This window comes from Dankookia rubra, assembly GCF_004355005.1.
Taxonomy (GTDB): Bacteria; Pseudomonadota; Alphaproteobacteria; order Acetobacterales; family Acetobacteraceae; genus Paracraurococcus; species Paracraurococcus ruber_A.
Genome location: NZ_SMSJ01000018.1, coordinates 69,930 through 87,153, shown reverse-complemented (window position 1 = coordinate 87,153; position 17,224 = coordinate 69,930). Strand labels below are relative to the sequence as shown.

Annotated in this window: 15 protein-coding genes; 4 read left to right on the top strand and 11 right to left on the bottom strand. The window is 72.2% G+C overall.

What is annotated here, in order from left to right:
• Positions 1–6 precede the first annotated feature (6 nt).
• From E2C06_RS15565 to E2C06_RS15550, 4 genes are all read right to left on the bottom strand, one after another.
• A complete protein-coding gene (locus E2C06_RS15565; RefSeq protein WP_133289522.1) occupies positions 7–2,301 on the bottom strand; it encodes a DUF3141 domain-containing protein in 2,295 nt (764 codons plus the stop codon).
• Between the two features lie 233 nt (positions 2,302–2,534).
• Positions 2,535–3,611 carry a TonB family protein gene (locus E2C06_RS15560; RefSeq protein WP_133289521.1) on the bottom strand — a complete coding sequence of 359 codons (1,077 nt, stop codon included), beginning with the start codon at positions 3,609–3,611 and terminating at the stop codon, positions 2,535–2,537.
• A 9-nt stretch (positions 3,612–3,620) separates the two neighbouring features.
• Entirely contained in the window at positions 3,621–3,992 is a 372-nt protein-coding gene (locus E2C06_RS15555; protein ID WP_338324212.1) for a DUF6489 family protein, read from the bottom strand.
• A gap of 404 nt (positions 3,993–4,396) precedes the next feature.
• Positions 4,397–4,714, bottom strand: a complete 318-nt coding sequence (locus tag E2C06_RS15550; RefSeq protein ID WP_369126537.1) for a con-10 family general stress protein — start codon at positions 4,712–4,714, stop codon at positions 4,397–4,399.
• 128 nt (positions 4,715–4,842) lie between these two features.
• On the opposite strand from E2C06_RS15550, the gene E2C06_RS15545 reads away from it, so the two are divergent.
• Complete coding sequence (locus tag E2C06_RS15545) at positions 4,843–6,246, top strand: CoA transferase (protein ID WP_133289520.1); 1,404 nt, start codon at positions 4,843–4,845, stop codon at positions 6,244–6,246.
• 74 nt (positions 6,247–6,320) lie between these two features.
• Here E2C06_RS15545 and E2C06_RS15540 read toward each other — a convergent pair whose 3' ends face one another.
• Both E2C06_RS15540 and E2C06_RS15535 read right to left on the bottom strand, forming a co-directional pair.
• Complete coding sequence (locus E2C06_RS15540; protein WP_133289519.1) at positions 6,321–8,516, bottom strand: xanthine dehydrogenase family protein molybdopterin-binding subunit; 2,196 nt, start codon at positions 8,514–8,516, stop codon at positions 6,321–6,323.
• An 11-nt stretch (positions 8,517–8,527) separates the two neighbouring features.
• Positions 8,528–8,995 carry a (2Fe-2S)-binding protein gene (locus E2C06_RS15535; protein WP_133289518.1) on the bottom strand — a complete coding sequence of 156 codons (468 nt, stop codon included), beginning with the start codon at positions 8,993–8,995 and terminating at the stop codon, positions 8,528–8,530.
• 121 nt (positions 8,996–9,116) lie between these two features.
• On the opposite strand from E2C06_RS15535, the gene E2C06_RS15530 reads away from it, so the two are divergent.
• On the top strand, positions 9,117–10,073 hold the full coding sequence (locus E2C06_RS15530; RefSeq protein ID WP_165982415.1) for a Bug family tripartite tricarboxylate transporter substrate binding protein: 957 nt from the start codon (positions 9,117–9,119) through the stop codon (positions 10,071–10,073).
• On the opposite strand, the gene E2C06_RS15525 is transcribed toward E2C06_RS15530, so the two are convergent.
• The 5 genes from E2C06_RS15525 to greB form a co-directional block, all read right to left on the bottom strand.
• Positions 10,058–10,780 (bottom strand): amidohydrolase family protein, encoded by a 723-nt coding sequence (locus tag E2C06_RS15525; RefSeq protein ID WP_133289516.1) that lies wholly within the window; start codon positions 10,778–10,780, stop codon positions 10,058–10,060. The two genes, E2C06_RS15530 and E2C06_RS15525, sit on opposite strands and share 16 nt — an antisense overlap.
• A gap of 1 nt (position 10,781) precedes the next feature.
• Positions 10,782–11,759, bottom strand: coding sequence for a tripartite tricarboxylate transporter substrate binding protein (locus E2C06_RS15520; RefSeq protein WP_133289515.1), 978 nt, complete (start codon positions 11,757–11,759; stop codon positions 10,782–10,784).
• Positions 11,760–11,805: 46 nt separating this feature from the next.
• Entirely contained in the window at positions 11,806–12,672 is an 867-nt protein-coding gene (locus tag E2C06_RS15515) for an alpha/beta fold hydrolase (RefSeq protein WP_133289514.1), read from the bottom strand.
• Positions 12,673–12,737: 65 nt separating this feature from the next.
• Positions 12,738–13,805, bottom strand: coding sequence for an ROK family protein (locus E2C06_RS15510; protein WP_133289513.1), 1,068 nt, complete (start codon positions 13,803–13,805; stop codon positions 12,738–12,740).
• A gap of 41 nt (positions 13,806–13,846) precedes the next feature.
• The gene (gene greB / locus E2C06_RS15505; protein ID WP_165982414.1) at positions 13,847–14,374 is read right to left on the bottom strand and encodes a transcription elongation factor GreB; all 528 of its coding nucleotides are present in this window, start codon (positions 14,372–14,374) and stop codon (positions 13,847–13,849) included.
• Between the two features lie 176 nt (positions 14,375–14,550).
• Here greB and E2C06_RS15500 point away from each other — a divergent pair, with 176 nt between their 5' ends.
• Complete coding sequence (locus E2C06_RS15500; protein ID WP_165982413.1) at positions 14,551–15,099, top strand: GAF domain-containing protein; 549 nt, start codon at positions 14,551–14,553, stop codon at positions 15,097–15,099.
• On the top strand, positions 14,984–17,143 hold the full coding sequence (locus E2C06_RS37600; protein WP_165982412.1) for a hybrid sensor histidine kinase/response regulator: 2,160 nt from the start codon (positions 14,984–14,986) through the stop codon (positions 17,141–17,143). The genes E2C06_RS15500 and E2C06_RS37600 overlap by 116 nt, the downstream gene beginning before the upstream one ends.
• Positions 17,144–17,224 lie beyond the last annotated feature (81 nt).

Sequence of the window (17,224 nt, the reverse complement as noted above, 5' to 3'; positions counted from 1 at the left end):
GGCGGCTCAGTCCGGCACGGCCGCCACCTCGTAGCCGACCGGCACCAGCCCGCCGCTCAGCCCGAGCGCGCTGCGCAGCTGTCGCAGCATCGCCAGCGCCGCGTCGCCCAGTTCCTCCTCCGGCCCGGCCACGTCCTCGACCGAGGCCATGGCACGGCGGCGGTCGGCCAGCTTCGGCAGCAGCCTCGGCAGGGCGGCCAGCGCCTCGGCCGGAGCCATGCTGGCGATCACGGTCTGCTCGCGGATCAGCGCCTGACGGGCGCTGGCGGTCATCTCGCTGAAGGGCGTCTCGTTCTGCATCAGCGCATTGGACCGGGCGAGGCGCGAACGCCGGACGCCGCCGCGGGCCTGGGCCAGCAGGATCATCATCCGCACCACCGCCTCGGCATAGCCGCCGGCGGCAATGCGCGAGAGCGCCTGGCGGACTTCCGGCGCATCGGCCAGCGACGCGGCGGAGGGCGCCTCCTCCGGCGTCTCGCCGCCGGCCACGCCGACCGCGGCCAGCGCGCCATAGACGCCGTGGAAGGCGATCTCCGTCCAGGCATCGCGCCAGTCGCGCCAGGTATCCAGGCTGCGCTCGACGCTCTCGGCCCAGAGGCTCTCCCAGGCGAGGAAGGGATTGTCCGGCCGCGCCGGGCGGCGGTTCCGCTTCACCTGCTCGGCCAGTGCGGGGACCGGCGCCATCAGCGGGTTCTTGTCGCTGACCAGGGTCCGACGTAGCCGCAACGGGTGCATCTGCCGGCGCGTCTCGGCGCTCTCCTCGGTCGCCATCTGCCGCACCACCGGCGCGACGAAGAGGTCGTACATCGACTGGTTCAGCGCCGAGATCTTGGCGACCGCCGGGAAGGCCTCGTTCTTGGCTTCTCCGCTGCGTGCGCGGATATCCGCCATGGTCCTTTCCTTCAGCTCCACCTGCCAGGCGTTGCTGTCGGTCTCGCGGGTGATCAGCATTTCGTAGAGGCCGGGCGCGACGCTGTCGATGATGGTCAGCAGCTCGGCGATCTCGGAATGCTCCTTCAGCGCCACCGCGCCGGAGACGAAGATGCCGAGATGGCCGATGTCGTCATGCATCAGGTAGACGATGGTCTGGCCGAGCGCCTTGATCTCCTGCTCGTCGCGGTAGACGTCGGCGATCCAGCGCAGCGCCTGGCCGGGCGGGGTGATGTTGTCGCCGGCCGAGGCGAAGACCACCACGGGCGAGCGGACGGCGCGCATGTTGAAGGTGGCGCCACCGCCGGCGCTGATCTCGCCGCGGGCGAAACGGTCACCAATGAAGAGGTTCTCGACGATCCAGCGGATCTCGTCGCGGTTCATCAGGAAGTAGCCGCCCCACCAGCGCTCGAACTCGAGGAAGCGCTCGGCCTCGGTATCGGCCTTCTGGAACAGGTTGTAGTACTTTTTGAACCAGGTATTGGCCGGCGACAGGCTCTCGAAGTTCAGCACCAGCCCGGCGCCGTCGAACTTGCCGTTGCCGAGATCGGCCATCAGCGCCGCGGGCCATGACCCGCCGGCGAGGCCGCCGAGGTAGCGCATCGGGTTCCGCCCGCGCTCACCCGCCCAGTAGGAGAGCGGCGCGCCGTTCAGCACCAGCGCGCCGGTGAGCTCGGGCTGCGAGGCGCCCAGCATCATCACCGCCCAGCCGCCCTGGCAATTGCCGATCACCACCGGCTTCGGCGCCTGCGGATGCGCCTCGTGCACCTTCTCAAGGAAGATACCCTCGGCCCGGGTGATGTCGAGGATCGTCTGGCCCGGCTCCGGGTCGCGGAAGAAGATCACGAAGTAGACCGGGTGGCCGCGGCGCAGCGCGACGCCCACCTGGCTGTCCGACTTGAAGCCGCCGATGCCGGCGCCGTGGCCGGCGCGCGGGTCGATGATGACGAAGGGCCTGAGCTTCGGGTCGGTCGGCGGGCAATCCTCCGGCACCTGGATGCGCACCAGGGCGTAGTTGCAGGGCCGCGACAGGGTGCGACCGTCGACCACCATCTCGTAGTCGAAGAACAGCACCGGCGGGCAGCCGGCCTCCTCGTGCTCGGTGAAGGTATTGCCGGCCTGGTGCATGGTGTCCCAGAACAGGACGGCGCGCTGCGCGGCATCCACCGCGTATTCGGCGGCGTCGCGCGCCAGCGTGGCGGGATTGGCGGGCGGCGGCGGCGCCTTCGGCGGGGCGAAACCCGGCCGCAGCGCCTCGGCCTGCCGGCGGGTAACATCCGCCAGGGCGCGGGCCTGGTCCATCACGCGGGACATGGTCTCGGCCCCGCGCATCATGAGCTCGCGGGCCGGGGGCGGAGGCAGCATAGTCATTGGTTAGGCGTTCCTTCCTCGCGGCCTTATGTTGCGCCGCAGCATAAGCCAGGTCCAGACAATTGCACACCCGAGAGGGGCTTGCGGCGGCAAGCAGCCATTCCGGCAACCCGGGCGGCCATCGCACCCTGCCCGGAGCCCTCGCGGTAACGCTGGCCGCGACGACAGGCTCCCGCCTGGTGCACAGCCGATGCGTCCCGCCGCGGCGCCGCCTTGGCGCGCGGTTGGCCGGCCTATTGGCGGATGATGTTCCAGTGGACGGTCAAGTTGATCTCCACTCCCTCGGGATCCGCGCCTGGCGGGAAGGCGGGCAGCACCGCATTGCGGAACGGACCCTCCAGCCCGGCATCCAGCCAGACCGAGCCGGAGCGCCGCACGATGCGCCAGGACTTCACTCGCCCGTCGGGTGCCACCAGCAACTGGATGCGGTTCACCCCCTCATCCCCCACGGCGGCGGCATTGGCGGGGTAGCGCACGTTCTCGTCGAGCCAGCGGCGGAAGCCGCGGCGCCAGTCATCCCCGACATTGGCGCCGCGGACGCTGACCTGCGGCTCCGGCCGATAGCGGCCGATGACGGACAGGGTGTCGAGCGAGAGGTCCATTCCCCGGCGCGCCGGAGCGTCCGTCCGCGGCGCGGGCGAGGGTGCCAGCCTTGCGCCGTCCGGCAGCCAGAGACCGGGCAGGCGTTCGGTGGGCGGCGGCGCCGGCCTGGCCGGGCGCGGCGGGGCAATGACCGAGGCTTCCTGCTGCGACTGCTCCTGGCGGGGTGGCGGGGGCGGCGGCAGGGGCAGGGCATCGGGCTGGGCCGGCAGCGGCGGCGGAGCCTCGGCGACGCGTAGGTCGGGTAACGGTGGAACGGGCACCGGTGGCGCGGCCGGTACGGCGAGGCGCGGCGCCGTCGGCGCCAGCGGCAGCGGCGGGGGGGCCACGTCCCGCTGCGGCTGCGGGGGGCGCGGCGGCGAGGGCGGGGGCGGCGGGGGCGGGACGGACTGGGGGATGGACTGCAGTGGTGCCGGCGGCGTCGGCGGCCCGCCGGGCGGGGCATCCTCGGGCGGCATGAACTCGACCGCGAAGCCCTCGGTCGAACCCGGCTCGCGCGGCGGCGCCCGGGTCATCACCGCCAGCACGATCAGCGCGAAGAAGCCGCCATGTAGCAGGGCCGAGGCCGCCAGCCCCGGCCGCAGGCCGCCGCGCCGGGTGCGCCGGGCGCGCGGCCGCGCCGCGGGTTCGGCCACGACCCGCGGCCAGGCCAGCGGCGGGCGCGGCGCTATGGCGGGCCGTTCGATCGCCGGTGGCTCGGTGGCTCGCACGCCTGGCGGTCAGCCCGGCCCGGACTTGCCGCCGGCGCCGCCACCGGGGGTGAACATGCGGAACATCGCCGCCATGGCGTCGCGCATCTGTTCCGGTGATTGCGGCGCCAGCGGCATCCAGGTCTTCAGCAGGCTCTCGGGCGACAGGACGTTCACGGCGTCCAGCATCTGCTGCTGCACCTTGGCCATGACCGCATCCTGCATCGGCCGCAGGTCGGGCAGGCCAAGAAAGCGCCGGGCCTCCTCCGGGGTGCAATCGATCTCGACATTGACCTTCATGTGTCGCGCGCTCCGCCGCGTTGCGGCCCAGCCCGCCATATGGACCCGACGGCGGGCTGCCGCCAGCACCCGGTCCGCCAGGCGCTGGCGATCGGCGGCCATGTCCGGGCAGCACGCTGCATCTTGCCCGCGGGCGGGAAAGCGCCGGGAAGCGGGACGCGCGCCGCTCCATTGGGTCCTCGGGCCAACGGTGCGGCAGGCCCGGCGCCGCAGTTGAACCGGTGATCAGACCGCCGGCATCCGACCTCAGCAAGGCGGCGAATGCCCGCGGCGCAGGGGTGGATTCATTGCCGCCCGCAACTGAAGCGATTACCGCAAGGGTGAGGATGGCGGGCGCCAGGAGACGATATCTGTCCGCTTCGCCGGCTGGCCGGGGCTTGCGGCGCCGGGCTGTTCCGGCGCCGCGCCCTAGCAACGGCGTCATGCGTCAACACGAGGCACGCCATCCTGCAATGCCCGGGATGCGGAATGACGGCCGTGGCCCGCGCCTGGCTCTGCGATCCGTCCTAGGTCGCAGGTCCCTTGCTGTCGGCCTTTTGCGCGCTGCCATGCCCGCCATGGCTGTGCTGGCCGCCCTTGCGCCCTGCCTCCGCCGCCTTCTGCCGGTCATTGGCGAAGTTGCCGGGATTGGTCGCCTTGCCCTGGTGGGTGCCGCCGGCGCGACCGGCCTCACGCGCCTTTTCCCGGTCATTGGCGAAATTGCCGGGATTGTTCCTGCCGCCACCGCCAGACTGCTGCTGATTGGCCATGGTCGTTTCCATTCGTCTTGCTTCGTGAGGGAAGTGTCGCAACGACGCTTCCACACGTAAAACGCGCAGCGGCATCGCTGTTTCCATCAGTTACTTAGATTATTCGACGTTAGCAGAACGGTTGCAGCGCCAGCCGCCCACGACCGCGCGGGTTCCGGTCGGTGCAGCAGCGTCCTAGGCTCGGTACAGGGCAGGAGGCGCAAATGGCGGGACCGGCGGTACGGGCGATCCTGGACGGGCTTTGGCAGGGCGTGGGGCTGGCGGGCGAGGCGCCTGCCAGGCTCGCCGGGGCCGAGCCGGCGCTGCCCTCCTCCTTCCGCATCGGCGCCGCGGCGCAGGCCTCGATCGCCGCGGCCACCGCGGCGGCGGCCGAGATCCACCGCCGGCGCGGCGGCCCGGCGCAGCAGGCCGAGGTGGACATGCGTCACGCCGCGCTGGAATTCGGCTCGGAGCGCTACCTGCGGCTCGGCGACGCGGCGGCGCCGGCGCGCTGGGACGATATCGCCGGCACCTATCTCTGCGGCGACGGTCGCTGGGTCCGGCTGCATACCAACTTCCCGCACCACCGGGCCGGCGTGCTGCGATTGCTGGGCTGCGAGGCCAACCGCGCCGCGGTCGGGGCGGCGCTGCGCGGGTGGGAGGGCTTCGCCTTCGAGCAGGCCGCCGCCGAGGCGGGGATGTGCGTCGCCGCCATGCGCAGTTTCGCCGAATGGGACGTGCATCCGCAGGGCCAGGCAGTGGCGGCGCTGCCGCCGGTCAGGCTGGAGCGGATCGGCGAGGCGCCGCCGACGCCGCTGCCGCCGCGCGGCGTCCGCCCGCTGGAGGGCATCCGGGTGCTGGAGGCGACGCGGGTCATCGCCGGGCCGGTCTGCGGCCGGACCCTGGCGGCGCACGGCGCCGACGTGCTGCACGTCAGCGCCGCGCACCTGCCGGGCTTCGACGACCTGCTTCCGGATACCGGCCGCGGCAAGCGCAGCGCGGCGCTCGACCTGCGGGACGAGGCCGGGCGGGCGGTGCTGCGCGGCCTGGCCGCCGGGGCGGATGTCTTCGTCCAGGGCTATCGGCCGGGCGCCGTCGCCTCGCATGGCTTCGGGCCGGAGGCACTGGCGGCGCTGCGGCCGGGGATCGTCTGCACCTCGCTCTCCGCCTATGGCGAGGTCGGGCCCTGGGGCGGACGGCGCGGCTTCGACAGCCTGGTGCAGACCGCCAGCGGCTTCAACCATGCGGAGGCCGTGGCCGCGGGCGCCGACCCGGCCGACCCTGACCCGCGCGTGCTGCCGGCCCAGGCGCTCGACCATGCCTCCGGCTTCCTGCTGGCCTTCGGCACGCTGGCGGCGCTGCTGCGACGGGCGGCGGAGGGCGGGTCCTGGAAGGTGACCGTATCGCTCGCCGGGACCGGGCAGTGGCTGCGCGGCCTCGGCCGGCTGGAGGACGGCTTCGGGGTGCCGGTGCCGAAGCTCGAGGAGCTGGGCGACCTGCTGGAAACCGCGCCGAGCGGCTTCGGCCGCCTGACCGCGCTGCGCCATTCCGGCCGCCTGCCGGAAACCCCGCCGCATTGGGCGCTGCCGCCCGTGCCGCTTGGCACGCACCGGGCGGAATGGGCGTGATCCCGGGGGCGGCATCCGACCGGCAAAAGGGCAGCCGGGGGCTCGGGGAGGATGTGCTTAACCTCCCCCCCGCCTCATGCCCCCTGCAGCGCCGCCCGCACCTTGGCCGGGCTGAAGGGCACGCTGCGCAGGCGGACCCCGGTCGCGTCGTAGACCGCGTTGCTCACCGCGCTCGGCACGATCGCCGCGGCGGGTTCCCCGGCGCCCCAGGGCTTCTCCGCCGGGCGGTCGATCAGCTCGACCGTGATCTTCGGGACTTCCGGAAAGGTGATCGTCCTGTAGCTCGCCCAATCGAGGCTGGTGACGGTGCCGCGGTCGAAGGTCAGCTCCTCCTTCAGGGTGCGGCTGAGGGTGGAGACGACGTTGCCCTCGATCTGCGCCGTCACCGCATCCGGGTTGATGATCTGGCCGCAGTCATGCGTGCAGAAGAACTCCGTCACGCGGATCTCGCCGGTGCGGCGGTTCACCTCAACCTCGGCGACGCCGGCGACATAGGTCCGCACCAGCTCGTACTTCACGTAGGTCACGCCGCGGCCGCGCAGGATCTCGCCGGACTGGTCGCGCTGCGGCGAGGGGCGGGCCTGCCAATTTGCCAAGCGGGCGCAGCGTTCCAGCACCTCCCGGCCGCGCGGGTCGTCGAGGTTCTCGAGGCGGAACTGCAGCGGGTCCTTGCCGGCCGCCGCCGCCAACTCGTCGAGGAAGGCCTCGCTGGCATAGGTGTTCTGCATCCGGCCCGGGGTGCGGATCCAGCTTGGGCGGAATGGCGTGCTCTCCAGCCGCAGGCAGGTGGTGCGCACCGCCGGAAAGCCGTAGGGCACCGCCAGATTGTGGACGATGTTGCCGGGGCTGAGCAGGTTTTCCCGCGGCAGCCCGCCGAGCTCGGCGGCGACGAGGTCCACGTTGCCGCCGGCGCCCTTCGGGATGAAGGCCTCGCTTTCCCAGCCCACCACCTTGCCCTGCGCGTCGAGCCCGGCGCGCAGGTCGATCAGCGTCGGTGGGCCCTTCGGATCCCAGCCATGCTCTTCCGCCCGCATCCACTGCACGCGGACCGGCTTGCCGACCGCCTTGGCCAGCAGCACGGCGTCGGCCGCCGCGTCCTCATGCCCGTTGCGGCCGTAGCAGCCCGCACCTTCCTGGTAGATGCAGCGCACCTGCTCGACCGGCTGGCCCAGCATCAAGGCGAGCTGCTTGCGCAGGTTGTGGGTCGCCTGGCTAGCGGTCCAGACTGTCAGGCGGCCATCCTTGAACTCGGCGACGGCGCAGGACGGACCCATCGAGCCATGGGTGTGGATGGCGAAGTCGTAGCTTGCCGAGAGCGTCGTCGCGGCGCCCTTGATCGCCGTTGCCGGGTCGCCCTTCTCGCTGGTCACCTGGCGCTGCGCGACGGGCGTCGCCCGTACATGCTCCCAGAGCTTTGCCTGCTCCGGCAGCCCGGCCCAGGCGGACCAGCGCACCTTCAGCGCCGCCTGCGCCTTGATCGCCGCCCATTCGGTCTTGGCGACGACGCCGACGAAGCCCTTCTCGTGCACCACCTTGACGATGCCGGGGATGCCGGCGACCGAGGCGGCGTCCACCGCCTCCGCCACCGCGCCCATCGCCGGCGGCCGCACCGCGCGGCCGTGCAGCATGCCCGGCAGCTTGAGGTCGTGGACGTAGGCGAAGCGGCCCATCACCTTGTCGGGGATGTCGACGCGCGGCACCGGCTTGCCGACGACCTTGCGCGCCTCGGGCGGCTTGATGGTGGCGCCGGGGTCGACGGCGCGGGAAAAAGCCTTGCCGCCGACCAGGGCGGCATAGGCAATGCGCCGCCCGTCCGGGGCGATCGCCGCGCCGTCCTCGGTCCGCAGCGTCTCCGCCGGCAGGCCGAAGCGGGAGGCGGCCTCCGCCACCAGCAGGGCGCGCGCGGTCGCCGCCGCCTGGCGCAGCTGCACGCCGCCGATCTGGATGCCGAGCGATCCGTAGGTCGGGCCCTGGTCCGGCGTCAGCGCGGTGTCGCCCTCGACCACCGAAACCGCAGTCATCGGCACGTCGAGCTCGTCGGCGGCGATCTGCGCGAAGCCGGTGCGCAGGCCGGTGCCGAGATCGACCTTGCCGACATAGGTGGTGACGCGCCCCTGCGCGTCGATCGCCAGGAAGCTGTCCACCTGCTCGAGCGCCACGGGCTTTTCGGTCCAGGCCGCGGCCGGCTTCGCGCCGCCCAGGGCGAAGGAGACCACGAGCGCGCCGCCGGTTCCGAACAGGCCGCGGCGGGAGAGCTGCATGCCGTCCATGATCGCCTCCCTCAGGCCTGCGCCGCGGCGCGCAGCACGGCGCGCACCACGCGCGGCTGGGTGCCGCAGCGGCAGATATTGCTGGCCAGGGCTTCGCGCACCTGCGCCTCGGTCGGCTTCGGGGTCTGCGCCAGGAAGGACGCGCTCTCCATGATCATGCCGTTGGCGCAGTAGCCGCATTGCACCGCCTGCTCGGCAATGAAGGCGGCCTGGACCGGGTGCGGCTTCCCGGCGGTGCCGAGGCCCTCCAGCGTGGTGATCCGCTTGCCCGCCATGGCGCCGACCGGCAGCTGGCAGGACCGCGCCGCGACGCCGTCCACATGCACCGTGCAGGCGCCGCACTGGCCGAGACCACAGCCGTAATGCGGCCCGGTCAGGCCGAGGTCGTTCCGCAGCGCATAGAGCAGCGGCATCTCGGGGTCGTCCACGGTGACGCTCACGGCACGGCCGTTGACGGTCATGGCCAGTGTCTGGCTCATCTTTTTCCTCCCTCGTCCTCGGATTGAAGCCGGGCTTGCATTCCGGCGCTTAAGGAAGCCTAAAGCGCGGCCTGCGTCCATTGCCGTGGCAACGGGCGCCACCGCCGGGAGGACACGAACCATGACACGACTTGCCCTGGGCCTGCTCGGCCTGCTCGCCGCCCTGCTGCCCGCCGCGGCGCAGACCTGGCCCGACCGGCCGGTGCGGCTGGTCGTGCCCTATACCGCCGGCGGCGCCACCGATGTCGGCGCCCGCGTCCTGGCGGAAGCGCTGACGCAGGTCCTGCCGCAGCCAGTGGTGGTGGAGAACCGGGTCGGCGCGGCCGGCATGATCGCCGCCGAATTCGTCGCCCGCGCCCCGGCCGACGGACATACGATCCTGTTCAACAATACCAGCCACGCGGTGCTGCGCGTGGTGGTGCCGAACGCGCCGATCGACCCGATCAAGCAACTCTCGCCGATTGCCATCCTGTCGGAGATGCCGATGGTGATGCTGGTTTCGAACGACTTCCCGGCCAAGGACGGGCGGGAATTCCTGGCGCAGGTCAGGGCCGCGCCCGGCAAGTTCGACTATGGCAGCACCGGCGGCGGCGGGACGCTCGGGATGGCGGCGCTGCTGTTCCTCAAGACCACCGGCCTTGCGATGAACGAGATCCCCTACCGAGGCGGGGCGCCGGCGACGCTCGACCTGGCGGCGGGGCGGATCCAGTTGGTCTACGACATCGCGCTGACCGGGCTGCAGACCGCGAAGGGCGGTCAAGCACGGGCCTTCGCGGTGACCTCTCCGGCCCGCAGCGCCGCGGCGCCGGATGTGCCGACCTGGCGGGAAATCGGCGTCGATTCCGAGATGGTCGTCTGGCAAGCGGTCTTCGTGCCGGTGGCGACTCCGGCGCCGACCAAGCAGGCGCTGCATGCGGCGATCGCCCGGGTGCAGGGGACCGAGGCGATCCGGAAGAAATGGACCGAGCTCGGCGTCGACCGCGTGCTGGCGACGCCGCCCGAGGAGTCTGAGGGGTATGTCGCCCGCGACGTGGCGCGCTGGGAAGGGCTGATGGCGGGGGCTCAGCCGGCCCGGTAGAAGGCGGCCGCCGTGTCGTGCACCAGGACCGCGCGCAGCAGGTCGATATCGGCCGGCGCGAAGGGACGCGCGGCGCGGACCGAGGGCAGGTCGCTGCCGAACATCAGCGCCTCCCGCGCGGCGGCAGCGATGCGCTCCAGCGCCCGCGGCACGTCGAGCGCGACTCGGCCGAAGCCGCTGGCCTTCACCTTGGCCCCGGCCCGGGCAAGGTCGAGCACCACCGGCAGCCCTGCCTCGGTCATGCCGAGATGGTCGATCACCAGCGCCGGCAGGCGGGCTAGCGCTGCGACCGCCGGGGCCAGCACCGCGGCGTCCGCATAGACCTGGGCATGCAGGCCGCAGCCCGCAGCGCGTGAGGCATGGTCGGCGACGGCATGCGGATCGGCCCATTGGCCGCGATACAGGCTGTAGCGCAGCCCACGCACGCCGGACGCCGCCAGGGCGCGCATCGCCGCCTCGTCCTGCGCTGCGTCCGCCTGCGCCACCACGACGAATCCGGGGCCGAGCGCCGCCGCGGCCTCAAGCAGCGGCCGCGGATCGCCGCCCTGCACGCTGCCGGCGACGTTCACCCCGCCGGTGATGCCGAGCTTCCTGGCCCGGGCGCGGTATGCCTCGACCCCGAAGGGCGGCGGGACGAAGCCGGCATTTCCCGGCATCGGCCCGCCGGCCGCGAAGATGTGGAAATGCGCATCGAAGATCGGCTCCATCTCAGTCAGCGGTGATCTTCGCGTCGCGCACCAGCGTCTCCATGGACGCGCGTTCGGTCTTCAGGAAGGCGGCGAAATGCGCCGGGTCGGTGCCGAGACCGATGGCGCCGAGCGTCGCCAGTCGCTGCTGCACCGCCGGATCGGCCAGCGCGGCCAGGCAGGCGGCATGGATGCGCGCCACCGCTTCGGCCGGCAGCCCGGCCGGGCCATAGACGCCGTTCCATTCGGCCTGATCGTAGCCTGGGAAGCCCAGCTCGGCGACGGTCGGCACGTCGGGCAAGGTCGCGACCCGCTGCGCGGTGGAGACCGCTAGTGCCCGCAGCTGCCCCTGTTGCACCAGGGCGGCGGAGGAGGCGACGGTGGCGAAGCCGAAATCGACATCGCCCGACAGCACCGCCTGCAGCGCCGGCCCGCCGCCGCGATAGGGCGCGTGTGTCAGTTCCACCTTCGCCCGGCTGGCCAGCAGCGCGGTGGCAATGTGATTGGAAATGGCATTGCCCGAGGAGGAATAGCTCAGCCGTCCCGGCGCTGCCCGTGCCTGCGCCAGCAGCGCCTCCAGCGATGCGAGCTTGCTGTCGGCCTTCACGACCAGGATCAGCGGGTAGACGGTGACGCGGCTGATCGGGACGAAGGCGGTGGCGTAGTCGAAGGCCAGGTTGCGGAAGATGAAGGGCGCCACCGCCTGGTTCGCCGCATCGACCAGCAGCGTGGTGCCGTCCGGCGCGGCGCGGGCGACCTCCTGCGCGCCGATGGTGCCGCCGCCGCCGGGGCGGTTCTCCACCACCGCGGGCTGGCCGAGGAAGTTCGTGAAGCTGGGCGCGAAGAGCCGCGCCGTGGTGTCGGCGCCGCCGCCCGGGGTGAAGGGCACCACCAGGCGGACCTGCCGCGGCGGCGCCCATTGCGCCCGGGCCGGCGCTGCGGCAAGCGCGGCGCCGGCGAAGAGGGCACGGCGGCCCAGGGTGATGGCATGCTGCGTCATGCTGGCCTCCCGATCCGCTCAGGATAGGGCAGGGCGGGCGTGCCGCCTACGACCCGATCCGGCGGCGCAGCATGTCCAGCAGCATGGCGGTGAATGTCGCCGCCGCCTCATAGGCGACCCAGTGGCCGGCGCCTGGGACGACGCCGGTCCAGGCCTCCGGCTGCACGCTCCGCAACGCGGCGAAGCGGAGCTCGAGCTCCGGCCAGGCGATAGCGTCGCGTTCCCCATACAGAAGCGCCACCGGGCAGCGCGCCTGGGCGATGCTGTCGCGCAGCCCGGTGCTGCCGGCAAAGCCGCGGCTGACGAAGCGGGCGTGGCGGGTGTTCCATTCCTGGATCGCCAGGGCCAGCGGGTCGATCTTCGCCGGGTCGGCGAACATCAACGCGGCTAGATTGTGACGGTGCGCGGCGATGCGGGCCTCGCCCTCCAGGCTGCGCACCTTGGTCAGCTCCGTCACCTGCCGCTTCGGGCCGAGCGCGCCGGCGCCGACCAGGGTCACGCTGCGCAGTTCCTCGCCCGCCTGCGCCGCGACATGGCCGGATAGCAGCGCGCCGTAGGAAAAGCCGCAGAGGTCGTAGCACTGCGCCGCGCCCAGCACCTGGCCGATCCCGGCGCGGATGATGGCGGCGACCGGGGCGGGGCTCTCGGCCTGCGGCGGCATGGCGCTGTCGCCGAGGCCGGGGATGTCCGGGCAGACCACCATCCGGTGCTGCGAGAGCGGGCCGATGTTGCGCGCCCAGTGCCGCCAGGACCCGCTGCCGCCATGCAGCAGCACCAGCGGCTCACCCTCGCCCCAGATGTGCCAGGCCATGGTGCCGTCGCCGCAGGGCGTCTTGAGCCGCCGGGCATCGGCCTCCAGCCCCGCAAGCCACGCCTCGGGCGCCTCGGTGGTGGTGCTGAGCCCGTCCTGCATCGCGTCCTGGTCCCGCTGTCCCGTGCCTCGGCCGATTTGTCGGCCCGGCGGGGCAGGCTGTCCAGCTACCGCTCCCGGTTGGTGAAGCAGGCATTGCCGAGGCCGGTGCCGATGGTCAGCACGCCCCAGTGCTTCACGTCGCCCATCCAGGGCACCTGGCTCAGCCCCTGCACAACGGCGTCGTTGTGCATGACCACCACCGTCTCCTGGCCGTCGATCTCCGGCAGAGTGCTGCGCAGCCGCTCCGGTAAGTTGAAACGACTGCTCTCCCAGTTCCCGGGCAGGTTCTGGGCGCCCTTTGCGATGCTGCCGTCGGCCTCGATATGCCCGGGACAGCCGACACCGATGAAGGGCGCAAGGTGCAGCCCGCGCTTCTCCGCCTTGCGCAGCAGGTCGCCGAGCATGTCGCAGAGCCGGTCGATCGCCGCCTCCCGCGCCGGCCGGTCGGCGCGGTGCTGCCAGATCTCGCATTCCCAGATGCAGGCGGCCGAAAGGTCGGAAGCCTTCTTCAAGTGCGGCCGCACCAGCCCGGCACGGATGTTGGACCCGCCGATGTCGACTGCCAGCAGCGCGTCATGCCCCTTGAAGATCCAGGGCGGCGCGAGCTGGACGACCCCGATCATCCCGGCTTCGTCCGGATCGTGCCGGATCGGCTGCAGGTCGACGTCGATCTCCTCGCCCTTCAGGATCATCGCGGTGCGGCCGATTGCCAGTTCGCCGACCCGGCTGCTGCGCATGCCGCCGCCGACCACGATGCGCTCGACCTTGCGCCAGTGCTTTTCCTTCAGCAGGGCGCGGACCACGGTCGCCAGGGACTGGGCGAACTCCTCGACCACGCCGTGCACCAGCCCGGCGGCCTCGGTGTCGCCATTGGCGAGCAGTTCATCGAGCTTCCTGCGAGGGATGTCCTTCGTGGGCGCGTCGCCCAGGGGGTCATCCTCGGCGCTGTCGCGGATGCGCTTGCGCCAATGGTCCAGCAGCGCCTTGAAGGCACGGCTGCTGGCGCGGTCGCCGAGGAAGCCCTCCGGCGTGCGCAGCTCGGCGTTGTAGCCGTCCAGGATCACCGCCGGCAGCGTCGCCGCCCCGTGGTCCTGGAAACGGGGCGGGGCGGGGTGGCCGGACGGTTCGCTCATGATACGGCAAACGCAAGCTCGGGCCGGTCGTTCACGCCCGGTCAGGGATCGGGATAGCGGATCGCCACCACCTCGATGCTCTCCGTGCCCTGTGGCGTGCGCAGCTTCGCCTCGTCGCCGACCTGCCGGCCCAACAGCGCGCGGGCGATCGGCGAGACCCATGAGATCCGCCCGGCCGCGCTGTCGGCCTCGTCCACGCCGACGATGGTGACCGTCACCTCACGGTCGTCCTCCCGCGCATAGGTCACCGTCGCACCGAAGAACACCGTGCCGCGTTTGGTCTGCGCCGCCGGGTCGACCACCTGCACCCGCTCGAGGCGCTTGCGGATGAAGCGGACGCGGCGGTCGATCTCGCGCAGCCGCCGCTTGCCGTACTGGTAGTCGGCATTCTCCGAGCGGTCGCCGAGCCCGGCCGCCCAGGAGACCACCTCCACCACCTTCGGCCGCTCGTCGTACCAGAGGCGGCGCAGTTCCTCGGCCAGCGCGGCCTGGCCGGCGGGGGTCATGTAGAAGGGGGTGCCGGCGGGCAGGCCGGGCGGGCCCTCATCGTCGTCGTCGTCGTCGTGCATGGCCATGCCGGGGGTGTAGCGTCGAACCGCTCATGGCGGCAGTCCGCATCGGGTTGGTTGCATGGCCGACCGAGGCGCTCCGGTCCCCGGCTGCAAACCGGCTCCGGGATAGCCTTCCCTGCCAGACGGGTCGGCGTCACCGCAAGGTGCCGGCTTGCAGCGCATGAGAACACGGCTTGACCAGCGCAGACCATGGCTGGAACCCCGACCAGCTTCGACATCATTCCGCACAACAGTCCGCCCTGGCGCGCTTCGGCCAGCAGGCCCTCGGATCCGAGGGCCTCGACGAGATCCTGACCGAGGCCTGCCGCCTGGTCGGCGAGGCGCTCGGCACCGGGCTTGCCAAGGTGATGGAGATCCAGCCGGACGGCGAGACCCTGCTGGTACGCGCCGGCGTCGGCTGGCCGCCCGGCGTGGTCGGGCAGGCGAGCACCAAGGCGTCCGAGCGGAACTCGGAGGGCCATGCGCTGAAGACCAAGCGACCGATGATCTCCCCCGACAGCGCCACCGAGACGCGCTTCAGCTACCCGGAATTCCTGGTCAAGGCCGGGGTCAAGGCGGTGGCCAATGTCGTCATCGGCGTGGCGAAGGGCGACCGGCCCTTATGGGGTGCTGCAGATCGACAGCCGCGTGCCGCGGCAGTTCAACGACAGCGACACCGCCTTCTTCACCACCTACGCCAACCTGATCGCCGCGGCGGTCAACCGGCTGCACGCCAATCGTGACCTGCGCAACCGGGAGACGCGGCTGCGCCGCAGCGGGAAGCGGTTCCGCCGCATCGCCGAGGTCGCGACGGTCGGCGTGGTCTTCTTCACCTTCGACGGCCGTATCACCGATGCCAACGATGCCTTCCTGCGCATGAGCAAACAGGGGCGGGAGGCGCTGGAGGCGGGCCGGCTGCGCTGGGACGAGCTGACGCCGCCGGAGTGGATGCCGAAGACCCTGCGCGCCATGGAAGCGCTGAAGACGGAGGGCCATGGTGCACCCTTCGAAAAGGAAGACTTGCGCCCCGACGGGTCGCGCTGGTGGGGATCTTTTGCCGGCCGCATGCTGGACGACGGCACCGCGGTCGAGCTGGTGCTCGACATCACCGACCGGAAGTGGGCCGAGGCAGCGCTGCGCGACAGCGAGGCGCGGCTGCGCTCGTTGGTCGAGGGCATCCCGCAGCTCGTCTTCCGCTCGCGCAGCTCGGGCGAGCGGATCTGGGGCAGCTCGCAATGGCTGAGCTATACCGGGCAGACCGAGGCCGAGAGCGTCGGCCGCGGCTGGCTCGACGCCATCCACCCCGACGACCGCGCCGCGACCGTGGCCGCCTGGGCCGAAGCGGAGGCGCGCGGGCTCTACGCCGTCGAGCACCGGACCTTCCATGCCGCCGACCGGAGCTGGCGCTGGTTCCAGACCCGCGCCACCCCGGTGCGCGACGCCGCCGGTGATGTCGTCGAGTGGTTCGGCACCTCGACCGACATCGACGACCAGGTGCGCGCCCGCGAATGGCTGGCGCGCAGCCGCGAGGAGCTTGAGGCGCGGGTCGTCGGGCGTACCGCCGAGCTGCGCCGGGCGCTCGACGGCCTGCGGGCGGAGATGGCGCAGCGCGAGCGGGCAAAGGCGGCGCTGCGCCAGGCGCAGAAGATGGAGGCGGTCGGCCAGCTCACCGGCGGCATCGCGCACGACTTCAACAACATGCTGCAGGGTATCGCCGGCAGCCTTGATGGCTCGGCGGCGGGCCGGGGAGGGCCGCCTGGCGTAGGTCGAGCGCCACCTCGAGCCGGCACGGCAGGCGGTGGACCGGGCGGCCGGCCTGACCCGGCGGCTGCTGGCCTTTGCCAGGCGGCAGCGGCTGGAGCCCAAGGCGGTGGATCCGGATTCACTGGTGGCGGGGACGGCCGACCTGGTCCGCCGCACCGTCGGCCCGGCGATCCGGCCGGAGCTGCATCTGCGCGACGGCAAGGCCCGGGTGGTCTGCGACCCCAGCGAGCTGGAAAGCGCCCTGCTCAATCTCTGCATCAATGCCCGGGACGCCATGCCGGAGGGTGGCCGGCTGACGATCGGCACAGAGGACATCGTGCTCTCCGCCGCCGATCTCCTTGGGCAGGAATCCGGATTGGGCAGGAATCCGGGCGGGAGGCCGCGGCACCCGACGAATACGTGGCGATCCCGGTCGTCGATACCGGCAAGGGGATGCCTCCCGAATTGGTGGATCGCGTCTTCGAGCCCTTCTTCAACACCAAGCCGCAGGGCCAGGGGACCGGTCTCGGGCTGAGCCAGGTCTACGGCTTCGTCCGGCAATCCGGCGGGCTGGTGCGGATCGAGAGCGTGCCGGGCCGGTGCACCACCGCGCGGCTCTGCCTGCCGCAGACGCTGCCCTTTGGCGTCAGGGAACAGCCGATCGATGCCCCGGCCCCGGCCCGGGCCGGCGCGCATCGCTCCGTGCTGCTGGTGGACGACGAGCGGATCGCCCGCGAGCTGGCCGCCGAGCGGCTGCGCGAGCTCGGGTACCGGGTGCTCGAGGTGGCAGACGGGCCAGCGGGGCTGGACCTGCTGGAGGGCGGCGCGCAGGTGGACATGCTGGTGACCGATGTCGGCCTGCCGAACGGCATGAACGGCGGTCAGGTCGCTGAGGCGGTGCGGGCGCGGCTGCCGGGCCTGCCGCTGCTCTTCATCACCGGCTATGCCGGCACGGAATTGCTGCCGGGCAGCGCCGCGACCGACAAACCCTTCGACCTCGACACGCTGGCGCGCAAGGTGCAGGCGGCGCTTGCAGACCCGTGAGGGGGCGCCAGAGCGGGGGGGGGAGGGGCACCATCCGCTCCGGGCCGAACCTCGACATCGTTATTCGGCACCCGCGGCACG

Excerpts from the sequence above, each read along its gene's own strand:
- E2C06_RS15565 (WP_133289522.1), bottom strand. The coding sequence starts at position 2,301 with ATGACTATGCTGCCTCCGCCCCCGGCCCGCGAGCTCATGATGCGCGGG.
- E2C06_RS15555 (WP_338324212.1), bottom strand. The coding sequence starts at position 3,992 with ATGGCCGCCGATCGCCAGCGCCTGGCGGACCGGGTGCTGGCGGCAGCC.
- E2C06_RS15550 (WP_369126537.1), bottom strand. The coding sequence starts at position 4,714 with ATGCCGCTGCGCGTTTTACGTGTGGAAGCGTCGTTGCGACACTTCCCT.
- E2C06_RS15545 (WP_133289520.1), top strand. The coding sequence starts at position 4,843 with ATGGCGGGACCGGCGGTACGGGCGATCCTGGACGGGCTTTGGCAGGGC.
- E2C06_RS15540 (WP_133289519.1), bottom strand. The coding sequence starts at position 8,516 with ATGGACGGCATGCAGCTCTCCCGCCGCGGCCTGTTCGGAACCGGCGGC.
- E2C06_RS15535 (WP_133289518.1), bottom strand. The coding sequence starts at position 8,995 with ATGAGCCAGACACTGGCCATGACCGTCAACGGCCGTGCCGTGAGCGTC.
- E2C06_RS15530 (WP_165982415.1), top strand. The coding sequence starts at position 9,117 with ATGACACGACTTGCCCTGGGCCTGCTCGGCCTGCTCGCCGCCCTGCTG.
- E2C06_RS15525 (WP_133289516.1), bottom strand. The coding sequence starts at position 10,780 with ATGGAGCCGATCTTCGATGCGCATTTCCACATCTTCGCGGCCGGCGGG.
- E2C06_RS15520 (WP_133289515.1), bottom strand. The coding sequence starts at position 11,759 with ATGACGCAGCATGCCATCACCCTGGGCCGCCGTGCCCTCTTCGCCGGC.
- E2C06_RS15515 (WP_133289514.1), bottom strand. The coding sequence starts at position 12,672 with ATGCAGGACGGGCTCAGCACCACCACCGAGGCGCCCGAGGCGTGGCTT.
- E2C06_RS15510 (WP_133289513.1), bottom strand. The coding sequence starts at position 13,805 with ATGAGCGAACCGTCCGGCCACCCCGCCCCGCCCCGTTTCCAGGACCAC.
- greB (WP_165982414.1), bottom strand. The coding sequence starts at position 14,374 with ATGCACGACGACGACGACGACGATGAGGGCCCGCCCGGCCTGCCCGCC.